Source organism: Moorena producens PAL-8-15-08-1, assembly GCF_001767235.1.
GTDB lineage: Bacteria > Cyanobacteriota > Cyanobacteriia > Cyanobacteriales > Coleofasciculaceae > Moorena > Moorena producens_A.
In genome coordinates this window covers 3805750-3831679 of sequence record NZ_CP017599.1, presented here as the reverse complement: position 1 = coordinate 3831679, position 25930 = coordinate 3805750, and the positions used below count along the sequence as shown (strand labels likewise).

Below are 25930 nucleotides of genomic sequence, written 5' to 3'. Positions count from 1 at the left end.
GAGATGAAACCTTATCAGAGGGTCGCCTTAATCAATAAGTTTTAACCCTTATCTGCATAGCCTGCCAACTATAAAGCCGACCCTCTGATTGCGGTAACTTCTAACCCTTTAGAAAAGAGAGGCTCTCACGTTCCCGGATTTTTTGGTAGCCTAGTAGATGGCACGTTTTTACGCATAAGAAGTTAGGCGAGGGAAAACCCCTCATAATAACAATGCTTGACTTGACTAAAATCCAATCCATTGCTGAATCCTATTCTCCCCAAGAACTATTTGGTGCTTTAGTTTGGCAGCGCCGATTCAATCAGTTTGATGGCCCAGAAGTTATTACTGACCTTTCCAAGCATACAGATTTATGGGCAAGCTTTCTGTTTACCAAACCAGTCTTCGCCCCAGACGAAAATGGCTTAAGTTTTGGTGGTTTGCTAGATACCCTGCTGGCAATGGCCAACTATCGTCCAATGCCAGATAGCAGCATTATTCATTTTGTGGCCTATCCAGCAGATACCTTATACGTACTTGCAGAAAATCAAGATACCAAAGTTTCCCAACTAATAGATCTGGGTAAAAAATGGCGAGCTGACTCGGTAGAGGTAACTGATGGCACAAACGAAGAGTATAGTTACCGACTCAAACGCCGATTGAGATATCGATACGAAGGGGCATTATGGGGAGACGATATTAAACGTGATCGGGATGCCGTTGTTGTTTGCTATTGGTGGGATTGAACTGTATTTAAGTAATCAGCTATCAGCTATCAGTTATCAGTATTCAGCTATCAGTATTCAGCTATTGGCCTTAGGCCACGCTACTTGAGATGCAAACAGCTTTTGAATCATACAAGCTGACCGCTGAGGGCTGACCACTGACTGCTGATCGAATATGCCAGGAGGCGGACTTGAACCGCCGACACGAGGATTTTCAGTCCTCTGCTCTACCAGCTGAGCTATCCCGGCTTGTCTTTTTTTGACGCCTTATTAAGTCTAACAAAGCTAATCTGGATTGGCAAGTAGATCAGAAAATTTTTTTTTTGTGCGATCCAGCCCTTGTGGCACAGGCTTCTAGCCTGTTCCCTGCTCCCTGCTCCCTGCTCCGAAGTCCCTATTCCCTATTCCCTATTCCCTGTTCCCTATTCCCTGTTCCCTATTCCCTGTTCCCTGCTCCCTGCTCCGAAGTCCCTATTGCCTATTCCCTATTCCCTGTTCCCTACTTTGCCAGAAGTCTACTATATAACCAAATGACTCAACCACCCTCAGCCAATGTTTTCCCTAACTCAAACCAGTACCCGCCAGCGAGAAATCCTAGAAGTTGTCTTCCGAAACGGTTGGGATTACATGCGAGGACTCCTAACGGGCAACAAAAATAATGACGAACCTCAACTTCCCACTCCTGCTGTCCTCCGCAACATCTTAATCGATTTAGGTCCGGTGTACGTTAAGTTAGGACAACTGCTGTCTACCCGTCCCGACCTATTACCAGGAGCCTATGTTGAAGTCCTGACTGACTTGCAAGCCAATGTACCACCAGTAGCCTGGAGTGAAATAGAAAGCCTGCTACAGCAAGAACTAGCACAGCCAATCTCAGAAACCTTTACTACCATCAATCCCCAAGCCATTGCTGCTGGTTCCATTGGTCAAGTCCATCGGGCTACCCTCAAAAATGGTCAAGACGTGGCTCTGAAAGTGCAACGTCCTGGGATTGATCAGATAGTTGCCCAAGATATTGCTATCATTAGGGGCTTAGCAGAGTTAGTGTCTCTGACGGAATTTGGTAAGACTTACGATATCGTTGCCATAGCCGATGAATTTGTTACTGCCCTAGAAGCAGAACTGGATTTTACCCAAGAAGCTAACTATACCGATAAACTCCGCAGTAATCTATCTAATAGCCGCTGGTTCGATTCCCAGCAATTAGTGATACCAAAGATTTACTGGGATTTGACCAGCCAAAAGCTACTTACCATTGAGTGGCTAGAAGGGGCACCTCTGCTATCGGCGCAATTATCACAAACTCAACAGGGCAAAGATCCCCAGACCCAGCGACGGGAAATTACCACCCTGTTATTTCGGGCTTTTTTCCAGCAGGTTTACATCGATGGCTTCTTCCATGCTGACCCCCATCCCGGAAACATATTTTATCTGATGGATGGTCGTGTCGCCTTATTAGACTGTGGCATGATTGGACGCTTAGACCCCCGCAGCCAACAGATTTTGACCGAGATGCTCTTAGCAATTGTAGATTTAGATGGCAAGCGATGTGCTCAGTTAACCCTACAACTATCTGAAGCAGGTGAGTCGGTCAATTTATCTGGCCTGGAAAATGACTATGACCGTATGCTGCGCAAGTATTACAACCGAAGCCTCTCCAAAATCAACTTTAGTGAAGTGTTTTATGAGATACTGCAAGTCTCGCGCAATAATAAAATCCGCTTACCGGGTAATATGGGTTTATATGCCAAAACCCTAGCTAACTTGGAAGGGGTTACCCGTGGGTTTTATCCTGAAATTAACCTGCTTGACCAAATCAAACCCCTGATTACGGAAGTGTTTCGGCGTCAACTTCTGGGAGATGATCCCTTACAAACTCTTCTGAGAACTATTTTAGATCTCAAAAGCCTGTCATTGCGATCGCCTTCTCAAATCGAATTATTCTTAAACCGGGTCAGTTCCGAAACCCTGAAGTGGAATATTACTGTCCCAGAGCTAGACAAACTACGTTACAGTATCGATGATTCCGCTAATCGACTTTCCTTCAGTATTGTAGTCGGTTCCCTGATTGTGGGTGCAGCAATTGTGGTCTCAGGAAGCCAAACTCCCCAGATGTCTGTGGTTACTAATATCCTGTTTGCTGCTGCTAGTTTTTTAGGATTGTGGCTAATTGTTAGTATCTTGCGTTCGGGACGGTTACGGTAATTTGATAAGGGAGTAGGGAGTAGGGAGTAGGGAGTAGGGAACAGGGAACAGGGAATAGGGAACAGTTGATGCTCCCGTAGGTTGGGTTACGCTATCGCTAACCCAACTAAAGTCTCACGCTTTGTTGGGTTTCGTTGCCTCAACCGCTCCCTAAGCCATGATCTTTTGTCAGTCAACCACTATTACCCCTCCAGCCCAAACAGAAAAGTGAAGCTAGCGGATTAGTCTGTCATATTCATCGTGGTCACCTATCCAAACCCAAATGAAGTCAGAGCCATCCTCTATTGCTAATGCTCTGTGACTCAATCCAACACGTATTGACCAATATTTTTTACCCACCTTTTTAAAGTTTAGAGATGGATGATATCGGTCTGCTTTGAGCAACTCATAATTTTTTCGGGCTAGACCTTGAACAGCTTCGGGTAGTGCGTAAAAACGCTTCCAAAATTGCGGTGTTGTTCGATGCACTTACAAATCCTGTAATTTTCCTTCGGATTTAGCTGTCATTGCTTCCTCAAGTAAGAAGTCTAACTTACCATCGGCAATATCAGCTTCAAGCTGTTTATCCCAGAGTAACCAGTCTCTTTCAGCAAACCACTCTCTCAAGCGCACAAAATCTTCCTTAGAGAGAGCCTCAATTTCAGCTTGAATCTGTTCTACTTTTGTCATCAGTAATAACTGACTGCAATACTGGTGATTTAACGTCTATAGTTTAGCATAAAAATTAACTTGCTCTAGGCTATAATTTTTAGCTTGTAGGGTGGGCAAAAAGCGATGCAGCGCGGTCTTGGGGGTTTCCCCCATGAGCGACTGCATCAAGACACAGTTTGGTTATGCGTGAGTATTGATAGATTAGATTACTTTGCCCACCCTACTTTAATTGCTATTTTTTTTCTTTTGCCTCTTGCCTCTTGCCTCTTGCCTTTCCCTTTCCTTCTGCCCTCTGCCTTCCTAGGTCAGCTCATCCCGCAATCTTTGAAGATTCTCGCGGCAAGGGATAGTCTTGGGATGATTTGACCCTAACTTTCCTTCAAAAATATCTAAGGCTTGGACAAAAAGAGGTTCTGCCTCGCAGTACTGTCCCTGATTATTGTAGAGTAATGCCAGATTGTGAACGGAGATAGCAACAAGTGGGTGTTCAGTGCCTAAAAGTTTTTTGAACATCTCCAAGGCTTGGACAAACAGAGATTCGGCTTCCGAGTACCGTCCCTGATTAAAGTAGAGTTTTGCCAGATTATTGAGGGAGATAGCGACATCTGGGTGTTGAGTACCTAAAAGTTTTTTCCTGATCTCCAAGGCTTGGACAAAAAGAGGCTCTCCCTCCGAGTACCGTCCCTGATTCATGTAGAGTACTGCCAGATTGTTGAGGGAGAGAACGACATCTGGGTGTTGAGTACCTAAAAGTTTTTTCCTGATCTCCAAGGCTTGGACAAAAAGAGGCTCTCCCTCCGAGTACCGTCCCTGATCATTGTAGAGTGATGCCAGATTGTGGAGAGAGGTGGCGAGCTCTGGGTGTTCTTGACCGTATAGTTTTTTACTCATCTCCAAGGCTTGGGCAAAAAGATATTCTGCCTCCGAGTACCGTCCCTGATCCCTGTAGAGTACTGCCAGATTGTTGAGGGAGATAGCAACATGTGGGTGTTGTTGACCTAGGAGTTTTTTCCTCATCTCCAAGGCTTCGACAAGCAGAAGTTCGGCCTCACTGTACTGTCCCTGATTAGAGTAGAGTACTGCTAGATTGTCGAGGCAGGTGGCGACGTCTTGATGTTCTTGATCGTATAGTTTTTTGTACATCTCCAAAGCTTGGACAAAAAGAGGTTCGGCCTCACAGTACTGTCCCTGATTAGAGTAGAGTAATGCGAGACTGTTGAGAGATTCGGGGACAGATGGGTGTTGTTGACCGTATAGTTTTTTCCTGATCTCCAAGGCTTGGACAAAAAGATTTTCTGCCTCACAGTAGCGTCCCTGATTAGAGTAGAGTACTGCCAGATTGTGGAGGGAGGTGGCGACAGCTGGGTGTTCGATACCTAAATGATTACGGGTGAGCTCTTTGCATCGCTCTAACCAGGGTAATGCCTGCTCATAAGCCCCTTGACCTTGGTAAAACCAACCCAGACCTTGGAAAGGTTTATATAAATCTTCATCCGTGAGCCAGTCTGAGAGTACTGTCGCAGTTTCTGTCAGGTGAGGGATGGCGGGAGTAGCTGTAGCGATATGCTCTAGTGTCGGTACCTCAGGAATTTTATCTGCCACAGCTACCATTGCCTGAGCAAATCCCTGCTTGAGTTGATCAGCCCCATGGTAACGTTCCATTTTGTCTCGTAGGAACGCTCGAATCAACTCGTGTAGCTGGTAGATTCCCTGACCCGTGCGCCCAAGTAAATTCAGTTCCAACAGACTGTAATCTCTAATATCTTCTAAATCTTCTGAGTCTTGGTCAGGCAAAGAATTTTCCACCAATTCCCAGGGAATGGGAGCCAAAGCAAACAAACTGAGCAGACAACCCAACTGCTGGGCTTCTTGATCCAGTTCAAGCCAACTTAACTCAAAGGCTGCTGCTACTCCCTTTTGTGCTGTCATAGTAGCAGCTGCTTCTGTTAGCGATTCCTGTTCCAGATGCTTTTTTTCTAACCGCTCCTGCATTTCAGCTAGGGATAAATACTTTTTAAATATTTTTAAATCTCGCCCTACCAATTCCAAACCTAGGGGCAGATATCCCAACCATTTGCAGAGTTTTTTTGCTTCCGACCACTGCCGGTTTAGTCTTTCTTTTCCGATTAGGGATTCCAATAACTCTAAGGCCGCCTTTTCCGAAAGTACTTCCAGGGCTAACAGATCAAAAGACTCTGCTAACGACTGCTTCCTGGTAGTAATAATTATTTTAAAACGGGGCTGATTTGGAGGCAGATAGGGTTTAATGTTATCAAATTTAGTAACATCATCAAAAATCACCAGCACCAAATTATCCGATGGCTGCCAATTGTCCCAGCACCACTGCGCTTGTTCGTCGAGATTGAGGGGTTGGTCGTCTAATTTCTGCGGCACGGATAACTTCATTTTCTTCCGCGCAAACTTTACAATTTGAGTCCCTAAATTACCTAAATCCCCATCCCGCGCCTGCAGCCAGCAAACCCCACCCAGATAATTTTCCTGGTAATAGTTGAGGGCATATTGCAGGGCTAATTCAGTTTTACCGATACCACCCATCCCAGAAATAGCAGAAATCACCACCCGTTCTCGCTGCTGTAGCCCCTGGTGTAGAGTTTCCAGTTCAGATTCGCGTCCAACGAATTTGGAAACATGGGTGTGGGGGAGATTTTGGGGAATGGCTTTTAAAGCTAGTCCATCATCAACTTTTTTTTTTGTGTCTTCTTCTTTACTATCAAGATTACTATCAGGATTAACTGCTACTTTTGGTTGAATCGGTGGCAGAGGAGTTGTTACAGCAAGTTTCGCCCCCCTAGCCCCCCAACTTTGCGGTGCGACCCGTGGCGAATTTAATTCGCCTACGGAAAGCGCACCGGAAGGGGAAATTGAGTTAAAGTCCCCCAGAATTGGGGGATTTAGGGGGCTTGTCCCTAAAGGTAGTGAGGTCAATTTATCTGAAAACGGCTGTAAATTCTGATTGACAAACTTCTTTACCTGACGGTAGATTCGATTCTTTTTATCCTCTACTTTGCAGATAGAAATATGGTCAACATCCATCGGGACAGGAATCACCCCCTTAATACCAGGGTCAGCACTGGTTTGATTCACCACAAAAATCCCATTGGTAGGTCTGGTTTCGCAGTAAACCAGCATCGGGATTTCGCTAAACTGGTGGTCATTGCGATACAAAAGATTCAGTTCCCGTAAGCGAGAATGGTGCGCCTCCAATTCGTCAACACTGACAGTGGTTTGTAGAATCGTGCCAATATAATTAATCCAACTTGCCAAATCAGAACCAGAATGAGGCGTAGACAGAAAAACAATTCCCCTCGTCCCAGATGCGATCGCTTGCCATTTGCCAAAGTCCCTAGCACTGCGCAGCATCTGTTTCACCAGCAGTCCCCCCATACTGTGAGTAACGAAAATTATTGGGCGATCGCCTATCTCATAGCTATCCAGTAGATCTAAACTATTAGTCGCCCGGTCTACCAGAGGCATAGAATTACCCTTCCATCTAAACGGTTCTACCTCATAAGCCAGAGACCAAATTCCCACATCTGATAAATCTTCCCCCAGCCAAGCAGGCCAAAAATTATCATCATCTCGCCGTTCTTGCGGGTGCCAAGTACTTAGGGCATCACCCCCGAGTCCATGGACAAAAATGACATCCCCACGGCGAGAGGAATTCTGAGTACCAAAAATTTCAATTAAATCGTTACGATCACTCACAGACTAGCTCTCCAGGAATGAAAGTCATTAGACTTCGTGGCAGTTGTCGGGAACAGCGGATCTGGGAACAGGGAACAGTGGAGAATAATTGAGGCTAACAATATAGCACTACCCATTAAAGTTAGGACATTGATATAGCGGTTATTGCATTTATGAGGTACACTTTTCAACCTGAAAGTCCCCCTTTTTAAGGGGGATTTAGGGGGATCCCTTTGTACCTCATGGGAAATAGAATTGCTATACAAGCAGCAAAAGCTGTTTTAGTAAACCTTTGCCTTTTGCCTTTTGCCTCTTGCCTTGGGCGTAACCCTATAACCCTGATCCTCAGCTAGGGTGCTGGAATCGGAGGAATTGACACCCATGGGGTTAATCGCTATACCCTTACCAGATCTTGCTATTCCATAGATTAGCTACCAACTGAGTCGGGAGAAATCCAGAAAGTGTCAATAAATTCTCTGTCTACCCCATATTCCGCCGCTCCCTACTCCCGATTCCCGATTCCCGATTCCCGATTCCCGACTCCCGATTGCTCTATTTTTATCCGGATAAAAAATAACTTATTTTTTTGTTATTAGAGAAAATAAAATTTTTTAAGAAAAGTAAAAACTTTCCGGATAATCAATAATTATGAGTTTTTACTTTAACTCAGTATTATCTCTATTTCTATAACTACATAATAGTTATGTAGTTAATTTTTTTCAGTAATATTTCTAATTTACAACCATCTTTATAGGCGGTTAGTTTAGAACTATGAAACGAGTTAAACACTAACTCAATTCAGGATAAACTATCAACTCACAAAGCTCGAAAAACAATGAACAACAACTATCTTTCTCTAGGCAAAACTCTCATCAACACAGGTCTCATTTTTGCGGGCTTAACTGCTGTACTGGCCACATCAGCTCATGCTGAATCAGCTATTCGCGGATCTGCCGTAGAGACACGGCCTTCTGGAAGCTCTATCAGTGTTTCCGGTGAGCTGATTTTACCTGAATCTCTCCACTTTTCTGGTCCATTGACTGTTACACCAGCATACACCGGTGCTGGAACAGACACTGCAACTATCGATACCCTCACCCTAGATGGAACTGGAGTTGCGGCAGTTTCCACTACTACCACTACTGACTCAGTAAATCCATTCCTTGACGCTGCTGCAACCGCTCTAGGTGCTGCTACCGCAGTTGAGGATCAAGCCGCTTTAATCCGTGCCGGAGCAGGTACCGAGGGCTTGGGTGCTCTAGAGTAAATTAACAGTCAATAACTCCTCTTCAATCAGGGCAAACGCATCTTAATTAATAAACCCTCTATTAGCTTCAACAGTAAGCATTCAGCTATCAGCTATCAGCTATCAGCTATCAGCTATCAGCTATGAGCTATCAGCTATCACCTTATGTGCTACGCACACGCTACTTGAGGTGCTATCAGTTTATGAGAACGCTTCGCCATTGGCTGAGGGCTGACCGCTGAGGGCTGACCGCTGAGGGCTGACCGCTGTTCGCGTAGCGCATATGCTTACCTCACACTCAACTGAAAAGCGCTATAGAGTCGTAATTTTTCTGTAATCCACATAGCGCGGTTTACTGTCAAGACTAATTTAGATGCGTTTACCCTGTCTCTTCAATCACGTTTCTTTGAACACGCCTCCTGGAATTTCTCTGTAGAGAAATCCTAGGAGTATTTTTTATAGTTTTAGAGAACACTAGCAAAGAAAAAAGGAAGTAGCAGGAAGCTTCGGAGCAGTAAACAAAAATTATCACAATTCATTTGTAAGCCATCAGCTTATGCGCTATGGGCACTGACGGGGTGTGGGGTGTGGGGTGATGGGTGTAGGGGAAGATCAAGAGCTGGCTACGTTGCGACGGGACGGTTAAATCAGGTCTCGGACCGATTGTTATCCCACCGGCTCACTCCAAATTCCCTGTCTTGATGCAGTCGCTCATGGGGGAAACCACGGCAGTCGCTCATGGGGAGGGGCTGTGTGCGGAACTTGCTTCCGCACCTTGTAAGCCCCGTGGGAACCCCCAAGACCGCGCTGCCTCCCCAAGACCGCGCTGCATCGCTGTCAGCCAAGCAAAGCGCGAGTGGGGGAAACCACGGCAGTTGCTCATGGGGGTTTCCCCCATGACCGCACTGCCTCCCCTGTTCCGAAGCTGCATCGCTTTTATTTTCCCCACCCCCTACCCCCCACACCCCACACCCTGTTTAGTTTTTAGCCTTGTTGTCACCCCCTGTGCTATGGGCATAACCTTTTCTCGTGGCGTGGCCATTTGCGTAGCGTTGCCACAGGCTTCCAGCCTGTGACTTCACGGGACACGCGCTATAGCTGAATGCTTATAAAGCAACTATTTTTTTGTTGTAAAACTTTATAAATTTAATAGGCATATCTAAATTTATATACAGCAATTTTTTTTATTGATTAAATGGCAATTTCATAGGTGTTATTGAGCAGAAAATACGGAGCATCACATAAGCAAAAACTAACAATTAATCTACTCAAAAATTGTTGCTTTTGTTTAAATGCTGTTACTGGATGATTTTAGGTTAAAATAATGGAGCAACTAATTTTACTTTTTTTTGCAAATTTTTTTGTTCAAACACCAACGTTCCCTACCGATTTTAATAATTACCAAATTTTTGAAAACGTACAATTTGAAGTTAAAGATTCAGATTTTTTGACGTCTTATTCTGATCAGCTTAAAGACTTTAGAGTTGATAAGCAGCCAGACGATAATCTAAATGTATTGGAAACAGAGGTTGCTGAATCTAGATCACCTGAAACAGAGTCAACCACCTTAGCAGCAAAAACTCAAAATCAAGAAAATTCCAAAAAAACTCCCATCAGTGATGTTATAACTCAAAGTGCCACCAAGTATCCTTGGATTATTAATCCCACTGATAAGTTAACCTTTGAGCCCACATCATTTAGACCAAACAAAAACGAAAATTACCTAGAGACAGAGTTAAGATTCGCTGACGACAATCCCATTCTGAATAGATTTACGTTTGCTAATTTTCCTAAAGATAGTCAATTCTACTGGGTTCTTGATGGCAATACTGTTGTTATAGAGACTCAAGGATTCCAAGGTGGTCTTCTCTACCAAGGAAAGTCAAGGGATACTCAACTCACCCAAACAGCGACTGTAGAGCAATCCTTTTGGGGGCTACAATTTATCTCAGCTTTGCCCAATAATTTTGAAGAGTTAGTTGGAGACGTTGAGGTTAATGACTTGACAGTAAGGGTAATATCTGGAGAATTGAGAACTCCAGAAGGAATACGGGCTGGTGACGTAATCATTAATAGTGGAATTGATACTAACGATCCGAATGTTACTGTCCTGGAAAATAATGTAATCAATCTTGGCAGTGGGTCAACCTTGAATCGTAGCGGTGGAGGCTCTTTATTCCAATTTTTAGATGCAGAGAATGCTCCCCGGATTTTGCAAGGTTATCCAACCACAAATCTACAACCTTTGTTAGATAATGGTAATGTCAAATTGGAAGAAGGGGAAATAATTCCTCAAGAGGCTCTACAAGCAGCGGGAATTACCTGGGGAGACCCTTTGACAGGAGAAGGTATGAATTTCACGGCTCCTACTACATCTATCCCTGGCGCTAAGATTGCACAACCAGGGGGAGGGATGACCAATGATTTATTGAATTTATCTGTCAATCCTTTCCTAACTGAAGAGGAAAGAGATTTTCATTATCTAAATTCTTTACATTGGATTCCCCTTGGTCAAACAGCTACTGAAGTTGACTTGAACATTGATAGTCAAGACAGTAAGCATTGGTACAGATTTTATATCAGTAAATCTCACAACCGAAGCCTGATTCAGTATGACCCAGTAGACATCAGTGCCAGTTACTCAAGTATTTTTTCCAACCCAGGTATTTCCCTAACCCTATCCTTTGATGGCGACCTGGATTCGACCCAAATTGGGAATGCGACTCTGGGAATGGTACTCGGGATAGTTTTTGAATTTATTGATTTTAACAATATAGACCACAGTATTCAAGACGCTCGACAAAAATTTGACAATAATGAAGGATTTGCGACCTTAAAGACTAGAGCTACTCCCCAACAGCGACGTCAAATCAATCAAAGACTTAATCAAACCTTAGCTAATACTAATCGCTCTAGTCGTCTCAATCAGGTATCGGGTACGGTGACGTTTCCTAGTAAAATTAGCCCTAACCACTCTAGGATAGTCCAACTCAGAACAGGGAATCACCAGCGAGCCATTGATTTTATTAAAAGAGATATAAGTGATTGGGATCAAGGAGATACGTCTTTTTCGGAACTAAGACTATCTAACCAAGATTTTGGTCCATTGGGTTTCATTGCTGGGGTAGTTCCTTTGAATAATACTTCGATTACTCCCAGTAATGAATCCTCAGCGGTAGACGTTATTTTGACGAGTCCTGATGGCAGACAATTTGTGCAACAATTTAGGTCTTTTGATAATACTGTCGTACCAATCAACAGTGGTCGAGCATTTGATATAGCATTTGATCGGATTACACTCACCCAGACTTCTCAACGAAGTATTCGAGACAGAACCTTTGCTGGTTATGTATCTCTACCTACTATAGAAGTATTAGTAGCTGGTACATCGGAAAATTTCAACTATGGTGTCAGCTTAGGAGGTTGGTTTAATCTGGCTCGTAATTCAGCACCAGGGGTTGGAGAAAACAATCCGTCAGATGTTTCGGACGATAATGGATTTACCAAAGAACCGACTGTGGGAGTCTATAGCCACGCTGAGGTAAATTGGCTGAATCGACATGTAGCGGTTGACTCAACCAATAAACCAATCGCCATAATCACTCACGTGCCGTTTTTTAGTATTAATTGGAATAGTTCTGCGAATCGCTTGAATCCTTTCCAAATCACAGCCGCCTATTCCTTTTCACGTCAGGGAAAAAGCGTAGGGTATTCAGTGACTCCTGCTATTCTGTATACTCCAGAAGGTCTGAATGCTTTTATGCCAGAAAATAGTCAAGGGGAAGTTGTTGGATATGTTACTGGAGAATTAGGAACTGTCGGCGGTTTAAAATCCAAGCTTAATCTAGAGATAGGTAGGAAAGTATTTTATGATGTAGAGCTTTCGCAACGAGTGATCGATAATTTTTCTCTAGGCGCTTTTATCAGAAATTTCACCACTACCAATGTGGGGCTTGACAGTCGAGTGTCAGACTTTAACTATGGCGGCATCTTGAGGTATCATTCAGAGAATGGTATATTTATAGATGCTAAACTAGGTACAGGTGACGAGGGATTTGATGCTAGAGTCGAAGCAGGGGCTCAGTTCAAATTTTAATAGTTAGGGTTTAGGGATTAGTTAAGTGCAATGTTGAAAGTTGTTAGCGTAGCGTGGCCTTTTGGTCAAGGTTTAAGCTTGTTGAAAGTTAAAGGTTAGCTGTTTGAACGTTGAAAGTTGAATCTTGGGTTTTGAATTTTGAATTTTGAATTTTGAATTTTGAATTTTGAAGTCTTAATTCCTAATAATGAGTGATAGCTTTTAATAAAGCTTATTCAATACTTGGTAGAGTAGAATTAATTCGCAAGAAATTATCTAAATCATCATAGGTTCCAGCATAGGTAATAGTGGAAGTATCATAACCTTTGAGATTGACAGTGTGTTGCTTGAACCTAAGCTCAGACTTTCGGATTTTAGAAAGGTAGCGGTATGTATCCTCCCCTAAGGCAATATCTAAACCAAGTTCCTTGGTGGCAGATTCGAGGCGAAAAGCGGCAATTACAGTATCCCCAACCGCCGTGTATTCTGGGCGATCGCCACTACCAGTGGTGTTACCAACAATAGCATGACCGGTGTTGATTCCAGTACCAATTCGCAATGGGAAGGGCAGAGGATATTCCTTAGACAGATTGCTAGTCATTTTGTTCAGGTCATTGACCGCTTGCAAAATACTCATGGCTTCTTGATCACTGACCCCTTTAGAGCCATGAAACCAAATCGCCATAATTGCGTCACCGATGTATTTATCTACCCAACTGCCACACCTTTTCAGAATTTCTCCAGACTCCCGGAACCAGCTGCCAATTGCCACTGACAGGGTGGTTTCATCCAACTGGTGGGTGAGTACGGTGAAGTTTCGGATGTCCACCACCATCACTGAAATCAGGCGGCGCACGTGCAATATTGACGTTTGGGTATCTTTATCTATAGGTTCAGATGGTTCAGTTTGATGAGCCTTGGCTGGGCAATAAAACTCCAATTCTGTCTGACCAAAGGTTAGATGATCGCCATTGCGCAAGGTCACAGGAATGCTGACTCTGCGCCCATTGACAAATGTACCGTTACGGCTTCCTAAATCAATGAGATAGAAATCGCCGTTTTCGGTACACTGCAACATCGCATGGTTTCGGGAAATCCAGCGATCTGAAAGTACAAAATTGTTATCATCACTACGACCGACGGTCCAGCAATTGCTACCAACTAATGGCATATAGTGATTGCCAGAGTCAGTAGGCATAAGTAAGTAAGGGGTGGATCGCAAAGTCACCACAGATATAGGAGCAACAACAGGGTTAACGGAAGCGTTGATCATTGCATCAATGTCCCAAGATTTCCCGACGGTGCGCGCCTCGTGGCGAGTAAATCGCCCTTGGGTCGCACCGCTGATCAGGGAAGGATAGTGCAGCAGTTGGAAAAACAATAGCAGCAATAAGTTACTGACTAGTTACTGCTAATCGAGCTTGAGTTTGCTGCTGTCAAAGACCCAGCAAAACTCAGAAGCTGACCCTAGTAGATGCATTCAATGGATGATTCAGTCATTTCGGAATGACAACGCTCAACACTAACCTAATATAAATATCTAAATATAAATAAATAAATAAATGACGAAGGCTTCCGAAGAAGCCCACACTGTACCCCTTAGGGTCAGTGTCTGGAGTCATCATGCTAGGTTAGCTGCCAACCAAAAAAGACTATCTACCACGATTGTACTCAACACGGCTCCACTAAACGTCCACCAATAGGGCTGTTCTTTTGTCAATGACCAAAGACCAACTATTCCTAGCGTAGCAACCAAAACCACTGCCCAGCTAATTCCCCAAGGAGTTTGGACTTGTGCGATCGCATTTTGAAAGATTGGTTTTGCCAGTACTGGCTCTACTACCATCACCTGACGCCAGTAAGTAATTAGATTCGTCAAGTAGAAATAGATGTCGGTCATGGCTGTACCGAATAACGAACCCAAGTAAAACAGATTTCCTACCTTTCCCCAACCCCGCCACAATCCCCACAGAGCAAATGGTAGACCAATTGCCTCTACGGGTAAATGCCATAGAGGTTCAGTGCGCAACCAACCCCAATATAATGAACCAGCCAGCCAACTCCAGCTAAATCCCAACAGCAAGTCACCCCAGACTTGGGTTGATGGACGTTGGAGCAGTTTTACACCCAGCCACACCCAAGCTAGGGTGATGGCTAAACTCAACAGTGGCAAAAGCCGCACTAGGGGAGCTTGGAAGAACACTGGCACAGAAACCAGGAAGGAGGCGGCAGCAAATAATAGCCATCCTTGAGGATTACTAACTCCCCTAGGGGGGATAGATAGAAGTAGTTGCCCTGACTGATGGGAATTCCTTAGGCCTAGATGAGAAAACCAAGTATTTTTAAACAAAATTTTGTTATTTATCGTTAATTATCTTTATTGAACTTAATATATCATTACCAATATCCCCCCTGGGGGCATATTGGTAAGAGTAGTTGAATGTAGTGGTGTATGGCAAGGGTAGAAATATCTAATCTCAAGTCTGAACTCAAAAACTCATGAAAAATTAAGATTTGCCAAGCCATTGGTGGTGGGCTACCGATAGGGCGAGGACTATTGCTAGACTTTTTCCCGACTCCCGACTCCCGATTCCCGATTCCCGATTCCCGACTCCCGATTCCCGATTCCCGATTCCCGATTCCCGATTCCCGATTCCCGACTCCCGACTCCCGATTCCCGAGAAGGATGAAATATTAAGGTTTAAGGATTAAAGATCAAGATGGAATGGAATTGGGATACTATGAAATATTTGCTAAGTATCCAGATTCCATTGGCGATTGTTGGTAATTTATGCCAGAATACCGATTGAATTAAGGCTGGCTGATTCAGCTACAGCAACCTCAATAGGGGAACGAATGGTCTTATCAAAACGTCAATTTATCAATTTTTCTATCATTGCTGTTATTAGCGCCTGCCTTACCTTCCCCTTGAAGGTTCTCGCTACAACTCCTGCCCCAGATGTCTTATCCTCAACCAGTACCACTGCCACAATTACTACGCCTCACATGACTATTTTTCAGGCTGTGGTGCTGGGTTTTGTACAGGGCTTTACAGAATTCCTGCCTATCAGTAGTACCGCTCATCTAAAAGTGGTACCTGTGACCTTAGGCTGGGGTGATCCAGGAGTTGCGTTTACGGCTGTGATTCAACTAGGCTCCATTGCGGCGGTGGTGTGGTACTTCTGGGGAGACTTGAGTAAACTCACTACTGGCGCATTCAAAGCTATCCGTAAATCCGATTACCAATCCCAAGACTTCCAGATGGCCCTGGGAATTGCGTTGGGAACCCTACCCATCGTCTTCTTTGGACTGCTGATTAAAATCTTTATCCCTGATTATGATAATTCTCCGATACGGAGTACCATGTCAATCGCCTATGTCTCGATTGTGATGGGTTTGTTGATGGGTGTTTCTGAAGTCGTGGGTAAGCGTAAGCGTAACTTTGAGGATTTAGGTCTTAAAGATGGGATCGGGATGGGCTTAGCTCAGGCGTTGGCTTTAATGCCTGGTGTCTCCCGGTCTGGCTCAACTCTCACTGCTGGTTTATTCATGGGTTTGGAACGAGCAACCGCAGCACGATTTTCCTTTTTGTTGGGCATCCCAGCAATTACCTTAGCTGGTTTAGTGGAGTTAGTCGGTTTGCTCAAAGATGGCATCGGGGATACTGGCGCAATGTCACTGATTGTAGGGGTGATTTCATCAGCAGTATTTTCCTACGTAGCGATCGCATGGATGATAAACTACCTAAAGAAACAAGGTGTCTGGATATTTGTCTGGTATCGGTTACTGTTTGGGTTAGTAATTTTAGGTGCTATCATAACTGGGCTGTTAGAAAATAGTTAGCGATCGCAAGTGTGAGAAGATAGGGAGATGGGGAGATAGGGAGATAGGGAGATAGGGAGATGGGGAGAATTATCCCTTCAACTATTGTAGATTTCGATATATATTTTGGATATACAGCGTTTTTCATAGTTTGTCATAACTATTAGGTACACAGGATTTTTTCACTCTTGCCTCTTGCCTCTTGCCTCTTGCCTCTTGCCTGCTCCCTGCTCCCTGCTCCCTGTTCCCTATTCTCTCTTCCCGACTTCTGCCGCGAAGTCCAAGGTTTAAATGAGTCAAAGCTCGATTCGTCCAGTATTAATCACAAAGGTTCTTCCCAACTCCATTGCTGCTGAGATTGGATTTGAACCAGGGGATTCTATTGTTGCGATCAATGGTAGCCATCCCCGTGATTTGATTGATTATCAATTCCTGTGTGCGGATGAAATTTTAGAACTGGAAGTGCTGGATGGGGCGGGTAAGACTCATGTGATCGAAATTGAGAAAGACTATGATGACGATTTAGGGCTGGAATTCGAGACAGCCTTATTTGATGGTTTGATTCAGTGCAATAATCGTTGCCCATTTTGCTTCATCGACCAACAACCACCAGGTAAGCGCCAAAGCCTTTATTTCAAAGATGATGACTATCGGCTTAGTTTCCTATATGGGTCTTACCTAACCCTGACTAATCTGACTCAAACCGAGTGGGATCGGATCGAACGGATGCGTCTATCTCCTCTTTATGTTTCGGTTCATGCTACTGAACCGGATGTGCGCATACGGTTACTGAAAAATCCCCGGGCTGGGCTAATTTTAGAGCAGTTAAGGTGGTTTCAGGAGCGACGGCTGCAAATTCATGCCCAGGTAGTGGTATGTCCTGGAATTAATGATGGCATTCACTTAGAACGTACTCTGTTAGATTTAGCGCAATTCTATACCGGTGATCTGCCCGCAGTGGCTTCAACCGCAGTAGTACCGGTGGGATTGACTCGATTTCGACCCCAGGAGGATGAACTGATTAGTGTTACTGGGGACAAAGCGAGGGAAGTGATTGCTCAAGTTCAAAGGCTTCAGGAGAAATTTAAGCAGCAGTTGGGGTCTACCTTTGCTTGGTTGGCAGATGAGTGGTTTTTGATTGCCAGAGAAGAGTTACCTCCAGAATCCGATTACGGAGACTACCCTCAAATTGGGAATGGTGTCGGTTCTATTCGTCTGTTCTTGAAAGAATTCCAAACTACTGCTATTAAACGGTTGCCTAATAGTTTAGAAATCCCCCGACGGGGGACTTGGGTAGTGGGTAATGCGGTGGAAAAAGCGTTTGAACCTGTGGTAGAGCGGTTCAATGCTGTGGCAGGATTGGAGATTAAGATGGTTGCGTTATCGAGTGATTACTGGGGTCAGGAGATAACGGTTACTGGCTTGCTGACTGGACAGGATTTACTGAAGGGATTAAAAGGAAAAGACTTAGGAGAAATGATTCTGTTACCTGGGTTGATGCTTAAGCATGGTGATACCCGGTTTCTGGATGATATGACTGTGGCAGAAGTGGCTGATCAGCTCAAGACTCCGATTATTCCGGTTAATGGTATTGAGGAATTGATCGATGGGGCTGTTGGGAATAGGGAGTAGGGAGTAGGGAGTAGGCAAGAGGCAAGAGGCAAGAGGCAAGAGGCAAGAGGCAAGAGGCAAGAGGCAAGCTAGCAATAGGGGAAAAAATTCTGTTTACCTGATTAATAGGAGAAGGGCTAGTAGTGGCGTAGGGTGTGTTAGGGACGGGCTCGCCAAGACGCAAGCCATAGCAACTGTTGAGACATTCCGTCCCGTAACGCACCACCGCGTCAAATAGCATGCATTGAGATGCACCCCATTCCTAAACTCCGAAACTCCGAAACTCTGTTCCCTGTTCCCTGTTCCCTATTTCCTAAAATTCCGAAATTGTGTACCTCATAGCTATGAGAATTCCTATATAGTTTAGATATCAAAATTATTAACTAAAATTAGATAACAATTCAGACAAATTTATTCTAGGGTTTCTAGGAATCATGAGGTACACATAATTATTTGACTATTCGCTCTTGCCTCTTATCTCTTACCTGCTCCCTGCTCCCTGCTCCCTGCTCCCTAAAACCCAGAGATTTGTACCTCACAAGTCGTAGAATTTCTATCTATTCCTTGAGATTTTTAACACTAGTTTGGATATCCTGATACACCTGACGCAGATACTCGATTAATTCCTGTTGAGACATCTCACGAATCTGCAATTCTGTGATCAGGAATGCCAACTGTTGCTGAGAATTGTTGTGAATTTTACTAAATGCCCGATCCATAACTCCTGCTGCAGCCGGAGTTGCTCAGACAAAAGATGCACTTGCTGCTTTAATTGTAGATATAAAGATAAAATGTGCAGGTTAAATCCTACTGTGAAATGTAGTAGGATTCCCTGCACTGTGGATAACAAAATTAGAGCTTAGGATTGATGTGATAGTCAACTATTTAATGGGACAAAGTTTTCCTGACATCTCTCCCTAACCTGACCTTGGACGTAGTTATAAGGGTTTGAGCTTCTAGAACATCATTCGTAGGGTCAATTGGCCAGTTGATCTTTGCTAAGAGAACTGGCATCAAAGCCTTATATAGTAAGCTTTTCAGGGCTCATGTCACCCCCTCAGCTTCTTCCTCATTTTTCCACTATAGTATTGCGATAAAGTTTGAGGTAATTGACCTTTTCCTTTTTGCCACGGTACCCCACGGCAATGCCCGTAATCACCATATCATTATTATCACCGGGATTAAACTCAACCTCGTAGCTACTATCAGGAGAACTTTCTTCGTTTTTACCCTTAAAAGCAATTGACTGTAGGTTGGTCTCGAGATAGTTGTTCGTGGAGCTACCAGGGGTGAGTTCTTGGTAGTAAAGCACCATTTTGGTGAACTTGCTACCCTCTCCCTTCAAGCCAATGCCCGTCACTACACAGCCCTCTGGGACTTCCCCTAGGATTTCGTAATCGGTCTGGTTAAAGGTAGTTTCGTCTCCAAAAACCTTCCACTGACGTTGGGCTGTAGACAGATTAAGGTAGCACACGGCAGTAAGATTGACCTTCTTGTCCTTAATCCGACCTCCAAAGCCAACTACTGCGTAGCCATCCTTGGCTAGTGAGTCTACCTCCATATCTTCATTGTCGCCTGCGATCCACTCGTGCGTTTGAGAACTGGTAGTGAGCTCAGTACTACTAGGGTTCGTACCTGCATCAAGAACAGCTTGGATGGCTGCGTCGATTTCATTTTTGCGAGCGTCATCATTCTCCACTAACTCCGAAATCTTCTTCAGGGAGTCAGAGGTAAAGTCCACGAGGACGAAATTACCAGAAACCGATGCAGCCCAATCATTAAAGTCCTCCAAAGTTTCGGGAGTGCCACCGATGCACCAAAACTCGCCATTAGATTGATTGTTCGATTGCGACTCGTCGGTCTGGTTAGAAGTGGAAATTGATCCCGAGTAATCGCCATAGTTTGCATCTACTTGCACTTCGGCTTCCTGGGAGCTGCTATAACTGAATTTTGAGACGCTTTGACTATAAGACCAGCGACCGCCGAAAACAGCCTCGTAGAGAAAGTGAGTGCCGTATTTTGCCACTAACTCGTCGGCTTTCATGTTGTAGAGGTCATCCTTGAAGTCCTCATCAAGATTATTCAGGGCATAGTCGAGATCCAGGGTCAACTTGTAGGAATTGACATAGCCCGATTTTTCAACATGATAGAAGTAGCTGCTACTGGTGTATGACTCTGAGTATTTAGCCGAAACTTCGGAGCTAAACAGACCATAGGAACCGGACAAGTTGGCAGAAACTGACATCTTGGTGTATAGTTCTTCAGTACTTTCGTAAGAGGAGGTTTTCTCATCAGCTTCGTATAATAAGACAGGAGTGCCTATGGCATCCTTGGGGTAAGAATATTGATCACCGTAGACCGTGATTTCTGTATCTGCGTCAGGCAAAGAAAACAGTCGCTTGCTGGTATTTACGGAGTTAGCGCGGGCATAGTAACCGTAGATGTCGTAGGTACAGCCAAGATATCCGATGCCGGTTAGATTATTAGCCATGTTTGTCTCCTATAGTAAACTGATTTGTTAAACTAAACATCCCGATAATATAGCAACCCTAACCCTAAATGATTGGTGACAAGTGATCGGCTTGAAACCAAGGTATAACAAGGATCACGTTTTGGAACATTACCACAACCTATTTAGGATTGCTATATCCTAAAAATAAAGTATAATCAAAAAATGCTATATGGATAAACCGTAAAAATAACCAATTACACTTGGAAATATATTCAAAAAAAACTAAACCAACAAAACAAGTATAAGAAAAATTGTTGGTCAAAAAACGACAATAATAAAATGGTAAAACTAAAAAATGAGGCTCTTCCGTACTTGTTATGCTAAATAAACAGTATGTAAGAGGGAACAGGGAACAGCGATGCAGCGCGGTCTTGGGAAGGCAGCGCGGTCTTGGGGGTCTCCCCGGAGACGAAACCTGATTACGTTGAGCCTTTATGGTTGGTCGGCTATGCACAAAAGGGGTAAAACTTATTGATTAAGGCTCAACTGTCTTACGGTAACTTCTAACCATGAGCGACTGCCGTGGTTTCCCCCATGAGCGACTGCATCAAGACGGGAACAGGGAACAGTGGTCAGAGGCCGTATTCAGAAAATTTTGTTAGTTGAATAGCCTAAGAATCCTTATACAGTAAGCTTTCTAAGTTTTTTAACTGGAAATTTAGCATACCAGGTACTGAAGAACCAAAAATGATAATTAAATGATTCACAAAAAGCGGAAAATAAACCTTTATAAAAATCGCGAATATTTGTATAACATTTAATTATAAAAATTAAAATAATTAAAATTATCGAATAAAGATTTCGCTTGACTAAAAATCGATATCAATCGGTAATTGCAACCGTTTGTTTCTTAGTTAGATTAATAATTGGTTCTCTAATTTTAGAATTAATAAAATCGGCAGAATGTGCTCAAGTATTTGACCTTGTCATGAGTCATATTTTTAATCCAGATTTAGATTTTGAGACTCCAAAACCTGATTAAATCGTTCCTATGGCTCAGTTTTAAATGAGTCTTTGACCCACTTCTTGTGATTGCTGCGAGTGGATTACATATTCTTGGATATGTCTCATAAAATTTATTATAACACGAGTCGAGTGCGATCGCCAGTTTGGTGGGATGTACCAATAGCCATTAATTCATAAAACCGTGGGTCTGTTAGTAGAAGCTCTCTTTCATGAGTGCGATCGCTCTTGTAGTTGCATAGCACAGCTAAAGTAGTAGGATAGATTTTTTAAAAAAGCCTTAATTTACAATGGATTAAGCGATTTTACTCAAGCACCATTTTAGCTGTGTTAGTCGGGAGCAGGTCTTGCAATGCTGAAACATTAGTACTATTTTCCAGTAGAGCAAGCAATTACCCATGAGGGGGCTATAGATAATGTACAAATATTCATCCAGGACTAGCTCCCCTTCAGACCTATTACCTATTACCGTCTTGATGCAGTCGCTCATGGGGGAAACCACGGCAGTCGCTCATGGTTAGAAGTTACCGTAAGACAGGCTCGCCTTGTCTTGATGCAATAGCGAGTGGGGGTTTCCCCCAAGACCGCGCAAATCACGCTAATCAATAAGTTTTACCCCTTTTGTGCATAGCCGACCAACCATAAAGGCTCAACGTAATCAGGTTTCGTCTCCGGGGAGACCCCCAAGACCGCGCTGCCTTCCCAAGACCGCGCTGCATCGCTATTACCTATTACCGTCTTGATGCAGTCGCTCATGGGGGAAACCCCCAAGACCGCGCTGCATCGCTATTACCTATTACCTTAGTACTAATGTTGCTGCATAAGTGACATGCTACCGTGTTAGTCCACCGATACAAATTTATTCTATTCCTTGAGATTTTCAACACTAGTCTGGATATCCTGATACACCTGACGCAGATACTCGATTAACTCCTGTTGGGACATCTCACGAATCTGCAATTCTCTGATCACGAATGCCAACTGTTGCAGAGAATTGTTGTGAATTTCATTGACACTCCCCGGTCATTAGACGCGGGGATTCTTCACTCAACGACCCAGCGTGGCTGTTCCTGGTCGGAACCAAGAACAGTAGAGGCTAGATCTCCTGAAGCGTTAGGGTTAATAACCCAAGTTCCGACGTGCCCCGTCGTACTTATGGCTCTATTTCGGATGTTGATGGCGGCATTGTGGTCTCTGTCTAGCTCACATCCACACTTACAGCCATGAGTTCGAGTTGATAGAGACTTCTTAACTACTTCGCCACAATCAGAACAGTTTTGACTAGTATAGGCAGGATTTACGGCAACAGTTATCCTGCCAAATTTAGTTCCAAAATGCTCTAACCATTTCCTAAATTGATACCAACCTGCATCGTTAATAGATTTAGCGAGACAGTGATTTTTAACTAAGTTTTTGATTCTTAAATCTTCGTAAGCGACCAGATCGTTAGATCGGATTACGCAGCGCGCCAGTCTCTTGGCGTGCTCTTGGCGCTGCCTACTTATTTTAAGATGTTGTCTACCTAATCTATTAACGGCTTTTTTACGATTGGATGAGCCTTTCTTTTTTCGGGAAACCCGACGTTGATAAAACTTTAAACGTTTTTCACCTTTCCTGTAGAATCGGGGATTGGGTTCGGAATGACCGTTAGAGTCTGTATAGAACTCTTTAAGTCCTACATCCAATCCAACCATCTCACCTGTGTGTTCTATTTCCTCTTTTACGTTAACTGCAACGCAGAATTGAACATAATACCCATCAGCTCGTTTAACTATCCGAACCCGGTTTATTTGTTTCTTGTCAAAACGCCACAAGTCCCAAGTACCCTTGAGTCTAAGCTTCCCAATTCCCTTCTTATCCGTGAATGTTATCGATTTATTGTCAGGGGAAAGTTTCCAGCCTGACTTCTTATATTCGACAGAGCGAGCACGTTTTTGGAATTTTGGGAAACCCTTTTTGCCTGGGACTTTTTTCTTGCAGTTATCATAAAAGCGAACAATCGATGACCATGCCCTTTCAGACGCAGCCTGACGAGCAGTAGAGTTCAATTCATTGGCAAAGTGGAACTCCTTGGCTAGGATTTTAGAATACCGACTAAGGTCACTTTTCGAAGTCCCTTTATTGTCCAACCATAAGCGGATACAGCTATTTCGGATGAATTTAACTGTCCGAATTGCTTCATCTATGGCTGAATATTGGGACTCTTTGCCTTTGGCTTTGAACTCTAAAATAATCACCGAATCTCGACCTCTTTAACCTTGACCTTCGGTCACGCTACGCGAACGGTTACGCTACGCGAACGACATAGCTTTATACTAGCAATCTTATATAAAAATGTCAACTAGACTTCGATACCCTCTTTATTCACGGCGACTAAAGTCGCCACCTGGCTTTCATCCCGGAGACGAAACCTGATTAATAGGGCAGCCTTAATCATAAAGTTTTAAACCTTTTATGCATAGCCGACTAACCATAAAGGCTGCCCTATTCTTGCGGTAAATTCTAACCCGGTTTAAAAACACGGGGCTTTCAGCCTTGGGGAATTCCGTAAATGCCTGATCCATTAACTCCTGCTGTAGGGGGAGTCGCTCAGACAACAGATGCATTTGCTGCTGTAATTTTAGATATAAGTAGAAAATGTGCAGGTTCAATGCTACTGTGAAAAGTAGTAGAATTCCCTGCACTGTAGATAACAAAATTAGAGCTTAGGATTGATGTGATATAGCGGTTTTAAATTTGGTGAGGTACAGAGTTTATGATTTTAGGGAATAGGGAGCAGGGAGCAGGGAACAGGGAACAGGGAATAGGTAAAAGTTAAAAAAATATTGTAATTCATTATAATAATTGCTACATACCCTCTTGTTTTTTTATTTTACCTATTCACAAAAATAAAAAATATGGGATTTAAATAAAGATAATTTTAGGGTTTATTTAAAATAATTTTACACAAAAAAAATCTAAAACCCCTTGACAATTTAATTTATAATCATTATGATGATATTATGCAAACAACAAGCAAAAGGTGACCAAGATGGATTCCGAATTTCGCCCAAATCCTGAAAACAACCCTGAGGATATTACTCCTAGTAATAATCCTCAGGAATCTTCTCCAAAAAAATACCCTGTTAAGCACATTCTGAAGGGCTCCCGCAAGGCTATAATCAACACGATGCATGCCCTCTATGCACTGCGTTACGCCGAAATTTCTGAGTGGAGTCCTCTGCAACCGACGGGCATTCCTGGAGAATTTATTACGATGATGACGAAGTACATAATTCTGGGTTAACGGATTAGCTTTCTGGGGGGCTTTGCCCCCTGGCAAAATCATCGAGTCTGCTCCCATGGGAGCAGGTCCCGATAGGGTTGAAAACGGAATCACATAAGGTCATTTCATAGCCGTGGATGGTATTTCTGCGGCTATTTTTTTTGTTAAGAAGGGAATCGGGAATCGGGAATCGGGAATCGGGAATCGGGAATCGGGAATCGGTAATTGGGAATAGCGATGCGCTGCATCAAGATGTGCGACCCGTGGCGAATTTAATTCTTAATGGTAAGAGCGCACCTAACAGGGAATCAACCTAAAATAAAACTGTACCTCATAACTTCGAGAAACGCTATAGTATCATAGATCTAGAGATTAAATAGTAAATATAATTCATCATGGCTGATTCTAGTTCGTTAAATAAACCAACTGTCCACTCTTCTGATGCTCCAAGCTGTGATGAGTCCCTAGTTCATCTAGATAATGTGTGGCAGGTGCAGAGTAAGGTTTTAGCAACGGAAAAAGCGCAACAGATGGCAGAGTTTTTTAGCGTTCTTTCTGACCCCCATCGGCTAAAGTTGCTTTCAGCCCTCGCACAGCAAGAGCTTTGTGTCTGCGACTTAGCAGCGATAGTAAAAATGGGGGAATCGGCAGTATCTCATCAGCTACGAGTTTTGCGATCGCAAAAGCTAGTAAAATATCGCCGTCAAGGTCGCAACGTTTACTACAGCCTTGCCGATGAACATATTGTGACTTTATATCGAGAGGTAGCTCAACACCTTGATCAAAGTTGATTATTGAGCAGAGATATAGCAATTATAAGACTTGTGAGATACAAATATCTAGGTTTTAGGGAGCGGGGGAAGGGAGCAGGGAGCAGGTAAGAAAAAAAGGGGAAGAGGCAAGAGGCAAGAGGCAAGAGGCAAGAGGCAAGAGGCAAGAGGCAAGAGGGCAAGAGGCAAGAGGCAAGAGGCAAGAGGCAAGAGGCAAGAGGCAAGAGGCAAGAAGGCAAGAGGCAAGAGGCAAGGAGGCAAGAGGCAAGAGGCAAAAAATCTTGTGTACCTCATCGANTTGATAAGACGCTGTAAATAATTTATTTTTGCACAGCTACTTTACTATATAATTTGAATAATCTTTCATCTGAATAGTCTTTCAAGATATTCAGGAGATGTTC

At 43.6% G+C, this 25930-nt stretch carries 22 protein-coding genes, 1 tRNA gene and 1 pseudogene; 12 read left to right on the top strand and 12 right to left on the bottom strand.

Going from position 1 to position 25930, the window contains the following annotated elements:
- The first annotated feature begins 212 nt into the window (after nucleotides 1–212).
- Nucleotides 213–725 carry a hypothetical protein gene (locus BJP34_RS14265; RefSeq protein ID WP_070392923.1) on the top strand — a complete coding sequence of 171 codons (513 nt, stop codon included), beginning with the start codon at nucleotides 213–215 and terminating at the stop codon, nucleotides 723–725.
- Nucleotides 726–880: 155 nt separating this feature from the next.
- Here the strand turns inward: BJP34_RS14265 and BJP34_RS14260 are convergent.
- Nucleotides 881–953 (bottom strand) — tRNA-Phe (locus tag BJP34_RS14260).
- A gap of 90 nt (nucleotides 954–1043) precedes the next feature.
- On the opposite strand from BJP34_RS14260, the gene BJP34_RS43275 reads away from it, so the two are divergent.
- A complete protein-coding gene (locus BJP34_RS43275; RefSeq protein ID WP_083305167.1) occupies nucleotides 1044–1238 on the top strand; it encodes a hypothetical protein in 195 nt (64 codons plus the stop codon).
- 18 nt (nucleotides 1239–1256) lie between these two features.
- On the top strand, nucleotides 1257–2909 hold the full coding sequence (locus BJP34_RS14255) for an ABC1 kinase family protein (protein ID WP_070392922.1): 1653 nt from the start codon (nucleotides 1257–1259) through the stop codon (nucleotides 2907–2909).
- A gap of 213 nt (nucleotides 2910–3122) precedes the next feature.
- Here BJP34_RS14255 and BJP34_RS14250 read toward each other — a convergent pair whose 3' ends face one another.
- The 3 genes from BJP34_RS14250 to BJP34_RS14240 form a co-directional block, all read right to left on the bottom strand.
- A complete protein-coding gene (locus BJP34_RS14250; protein ID WP_070392921.1) occupies nucleotides 3123–3377 on the bottom strand; it encodes a hypothetical protein in 255 nt (84 codons plus the stop codon).
- Complete coding sequence (locus BJP34_RS14245) at nucleotides 3378–3578, bottom strand: hypothetical protein (protein WP_070392920.1); 201 nt, start codon at nucleotides 3576–3578, stop codon at nucleotides 3378–3380.
- A gap of 282 nt (nucleotides 3579–3860) precedes the next feature.
- Complete coding sequence (locus BJP34_RS14240; RefSeq protein ID WP_229424359.1) at nucleotides 3861–7286, bottom strand: tetratricopeptide repeat protein; 3426 nt, start codon at nucleotides 7284–7286, stop codon at nucleotides 3861–3863.
- A gap of 440 nt (nucleotides 7287–7726) precedes the next feature.
- On the opposite strand from BJP34_RS14240, the gene BJP34_RS48870 reads away from it, so the two are divergent.
- The 4 genes from BJP34_RS48870 to BJP34_RS14230 all read left to right on the top strand — a co-directional run bounded on the left by BJP34_RS48870 (nucleotide 7727) and on the right by BJP34_RS14230 (nucleotide 12607).
- Nucleotides 7727–7861: a hypothetical protein gene (locus tag BJP34_RS48870; protein WP_267876568.1), complete on the top strand. Its 135-nt coding sequence runs from the start codon at nucleotides 7727–7729 to the stop codon at nucleotides 7859–7861.
- Nucleotides 7862–8100: 239 nt separating this feature from the next.
- Nucleotides 8101–8532 (top strand): hypothetical protein, encoded by a 432-nt coding sequence (locus BJP34_RS14235; protein ID WP_070392919.1) that lies wholly within the window; start codon nucleotides 8101–8103, stop codon nucleotides 8530–8532.
- Nucleotides 8533–9212: 680 nt separating this feature from the next.
- On the top strand, nucleotides 9213–9587 hold the full coding sequence (locus tag BJP34_RS39785) for a hypothetical protein (protein WP_149030980.1): 375 nt from the start codon (nucleotides 9213–9215) through the stop codon (nucleotides 9585–9587).
- Between the two features lie 248 nt (nucleotides 9588–9835).
- The gene (locus BJP34_RS14230) at nucleotides 9836–12607 is read left to right on the top strand and encodes a hypothetical protein (RefSeq protein WP_070392918.1); all 2772 of its coding nucleotides are present in this window, start codon (nucleotides 9836–9838) and stop codon (nucleotides 12605–12607) included.
- Nucleotides 12608–12818: 211 nt separating this feature from the next.
- On the opposite strand, the gene BJP34_RS14225 is transcribed toward BJP34_RS14230, so the two are convergent.
- Together BJP34_RS14225 and BJP34_RS14220 are read right to left on the bottom strand one after the other, a co-directional pair.
- Nucleotides 12819–13817, bottom strand: coding sequence for an adenylate/guanylate cyclase domain-containing protein (locus tag BJP34_RS14225; RefSeq protein WP_070396666.1), 999 nt, complete (start codon nucleotides 13815–13817; stop codon nucleotides 12819–12821).
- A 390-nt stretch (nucleotides 13818–14207) separates the two neighbouring features.
- A complete protein-coding gene (locus tag BJP34_RS14220; RefSeq protein ID WP_070396665.1) occupies nucleotides 14208–14864 on the bottom strand; it encodes a DUF3120 domain-containing protein in 657 nt (218 codons plus the stop codon).
- Nucleotides 14865–15100: 236 nt separating this feature from the next.
- Between BJP34_RS14220 and BJP34_RS39780 the strand changes: the two genes are divergently transcribed.
- The 3 genes from BJP34_RS39780 (at nucleotide 15101) to BJP34_RS14210 (ending at nucleotide 18040) form a co-directional block, all read left to right on the top strand.
- Complete coding sequence (locus BJP34_RS39780) at nucleotides 15101–15298, top strand: hypothetical protein (RefSeq protein WP_158517208.1); 198 nt, start codon at nucleotides 15101–15103, stop codon at nucleotides 15296–15298.
- 294 nt (nucleotides 15299–15592) lie between these two features.
- Nucleotides 15593–16429 carry an undecaprenyl-diphosphate phosphatase gene (locus BJP34_RS14215; RefSeq protein WP_229424460.1) on the top strand — a complete coding sequence of 279 codons (837 nt, stop codon included), beginning with the start codon at nucleotides 15593–15595 and terminating at the stop codon, nucleotides 16427–16429.
- Nucleotides 16430–16699: 270 nt separating this feature from the next.
- Nucleotides 16700–18040 carry a TIGR03279 family radical SAM protein gene (locus BJP34_RS14210; protein ID WP_070392917.1) on the top strand — a complete coding sequence of 447 codons (1341 nt, stop codon included), beginning with the start codon at nucleotides 16700–16702 and terminating at the stop codon, nucleotides 18038–18040.
- On the opposite strand, the gene BJP34_RS39775 is transcribed toward BJP34_RS14210, so the two are convergent.
- The 5 genes and pseudogenes from BJP34_RS39775 to BJP34_RS14200 form a co-directional block, all read right to left on the bottom strand.
- Nucleotides 17991–18260 (bottom strand): hypothetical protein, encoded by a 270-nt coding sequence (locus tag BJP34_RS39775; protein ID WP_149030979.1) that lies wholly within the window; start codon nucleotides 18258–18260, stop codon nucleotides 17991–17993. The genes BJP34_RS14210 and BJP34_RS39775 overlap by 50 nt on opposite strands.
- A gap of 316 nt (nucleotides 18261–18576) precedes the next feature.
- Complete coding sequence (locus tag BJP34_RS43270; protein WP_158517207.1) at nucleotides 18577–18738, bottom strand: hypothetical protein; 162 nt, start codon at nucleotides 18736–18738, stop codon at nucleotides 18577–18579.
- Between the two features lie 350 nt (nucleotides 18739–19088).
- On the bottom strand, nucleotides 19089–20510 hold the full coding sequence (locus BJP34_RS14205; protein WP_070392916.1) for an MAC/perforin domain-containing protein: 1422 nt from the start codon (nucleotides 20508–20510) through the stop codon (nucleotides 19089–19091).
- A 1100-nt stretch (nucleotides 20511–21610) separates the two neighbouring features.
- The gene (locus tag BJP34_RS48865) at nucleotides 21611–21739 is read right to left on the bottom strand and encodes a hypothetical protein (RefSeq protein ID WP_267876567.1); all 129 of its coding nucleotides are present in this window, start codon (nucleotides 21737–21739) and stop codon (nucleotides 21611–21613) included.
- Between the two features lie 761 nt (nucleotides 21740–22500).
- A pseudogene (locus BJP34_RS14200) lies at nucleotides 22501–23731 on the bottom strand (RNA-guided endonuclease InsQ/TnpB family protein).
- 794 nt (nucleotides 23732–24525) lie between these two features.
- On the opposite strand from BJP34_RS14200, the gene BJP34_RS14190 reads away from it, so the two are divergent.
- Together BJP34_RS14190 and BJP34_RS14185 are read left to right on the top strand one after the other, a co-directional pair.
- The gene (locus BJP34_RS14190) at nucleotides 24526–24780 is read left to right on the top strand and encodes a hypothetical protein (protein ID WP_070392913.1); all 255 of its coding nucleotides are present in this window, start codon (nucleotides 24526–24528) and stop codon (nucleotides 24778–24780) included.
- Nucleotides 24781–25154: 374 nt separating this feature from the next.
- Nucleotides 25155–25550, top strand: a complete 396-nt coding sequence (locus BJP34_RS14185) for an ArsR/SmtB family transcription factor (protein ID WP_070392912.1) — start codon at nucleotides 25155–25157, stop codon at nucleotides 25548–25550.
- A gap of 48 nt (nucleotides 25551–25598) precedes the next feature.
- On the opposite strand, the gene BJP34_RS43265 is transcribed toward BJP34_RS14185, so the two are convergent.
- Nucleotides 25599–25823: a hypothetical protein gene (locus BJP34_RS43265; RefSeq protein WP_158517206.1), complete on the bottom strand. Its 225-nt coding sequence runs from the start codon at nucleotides 25821–25823 to the stop codon at nucleotides 25599–25601.
- Nucleotides 25824–25930: the final 107 nt, after the last annotated feature.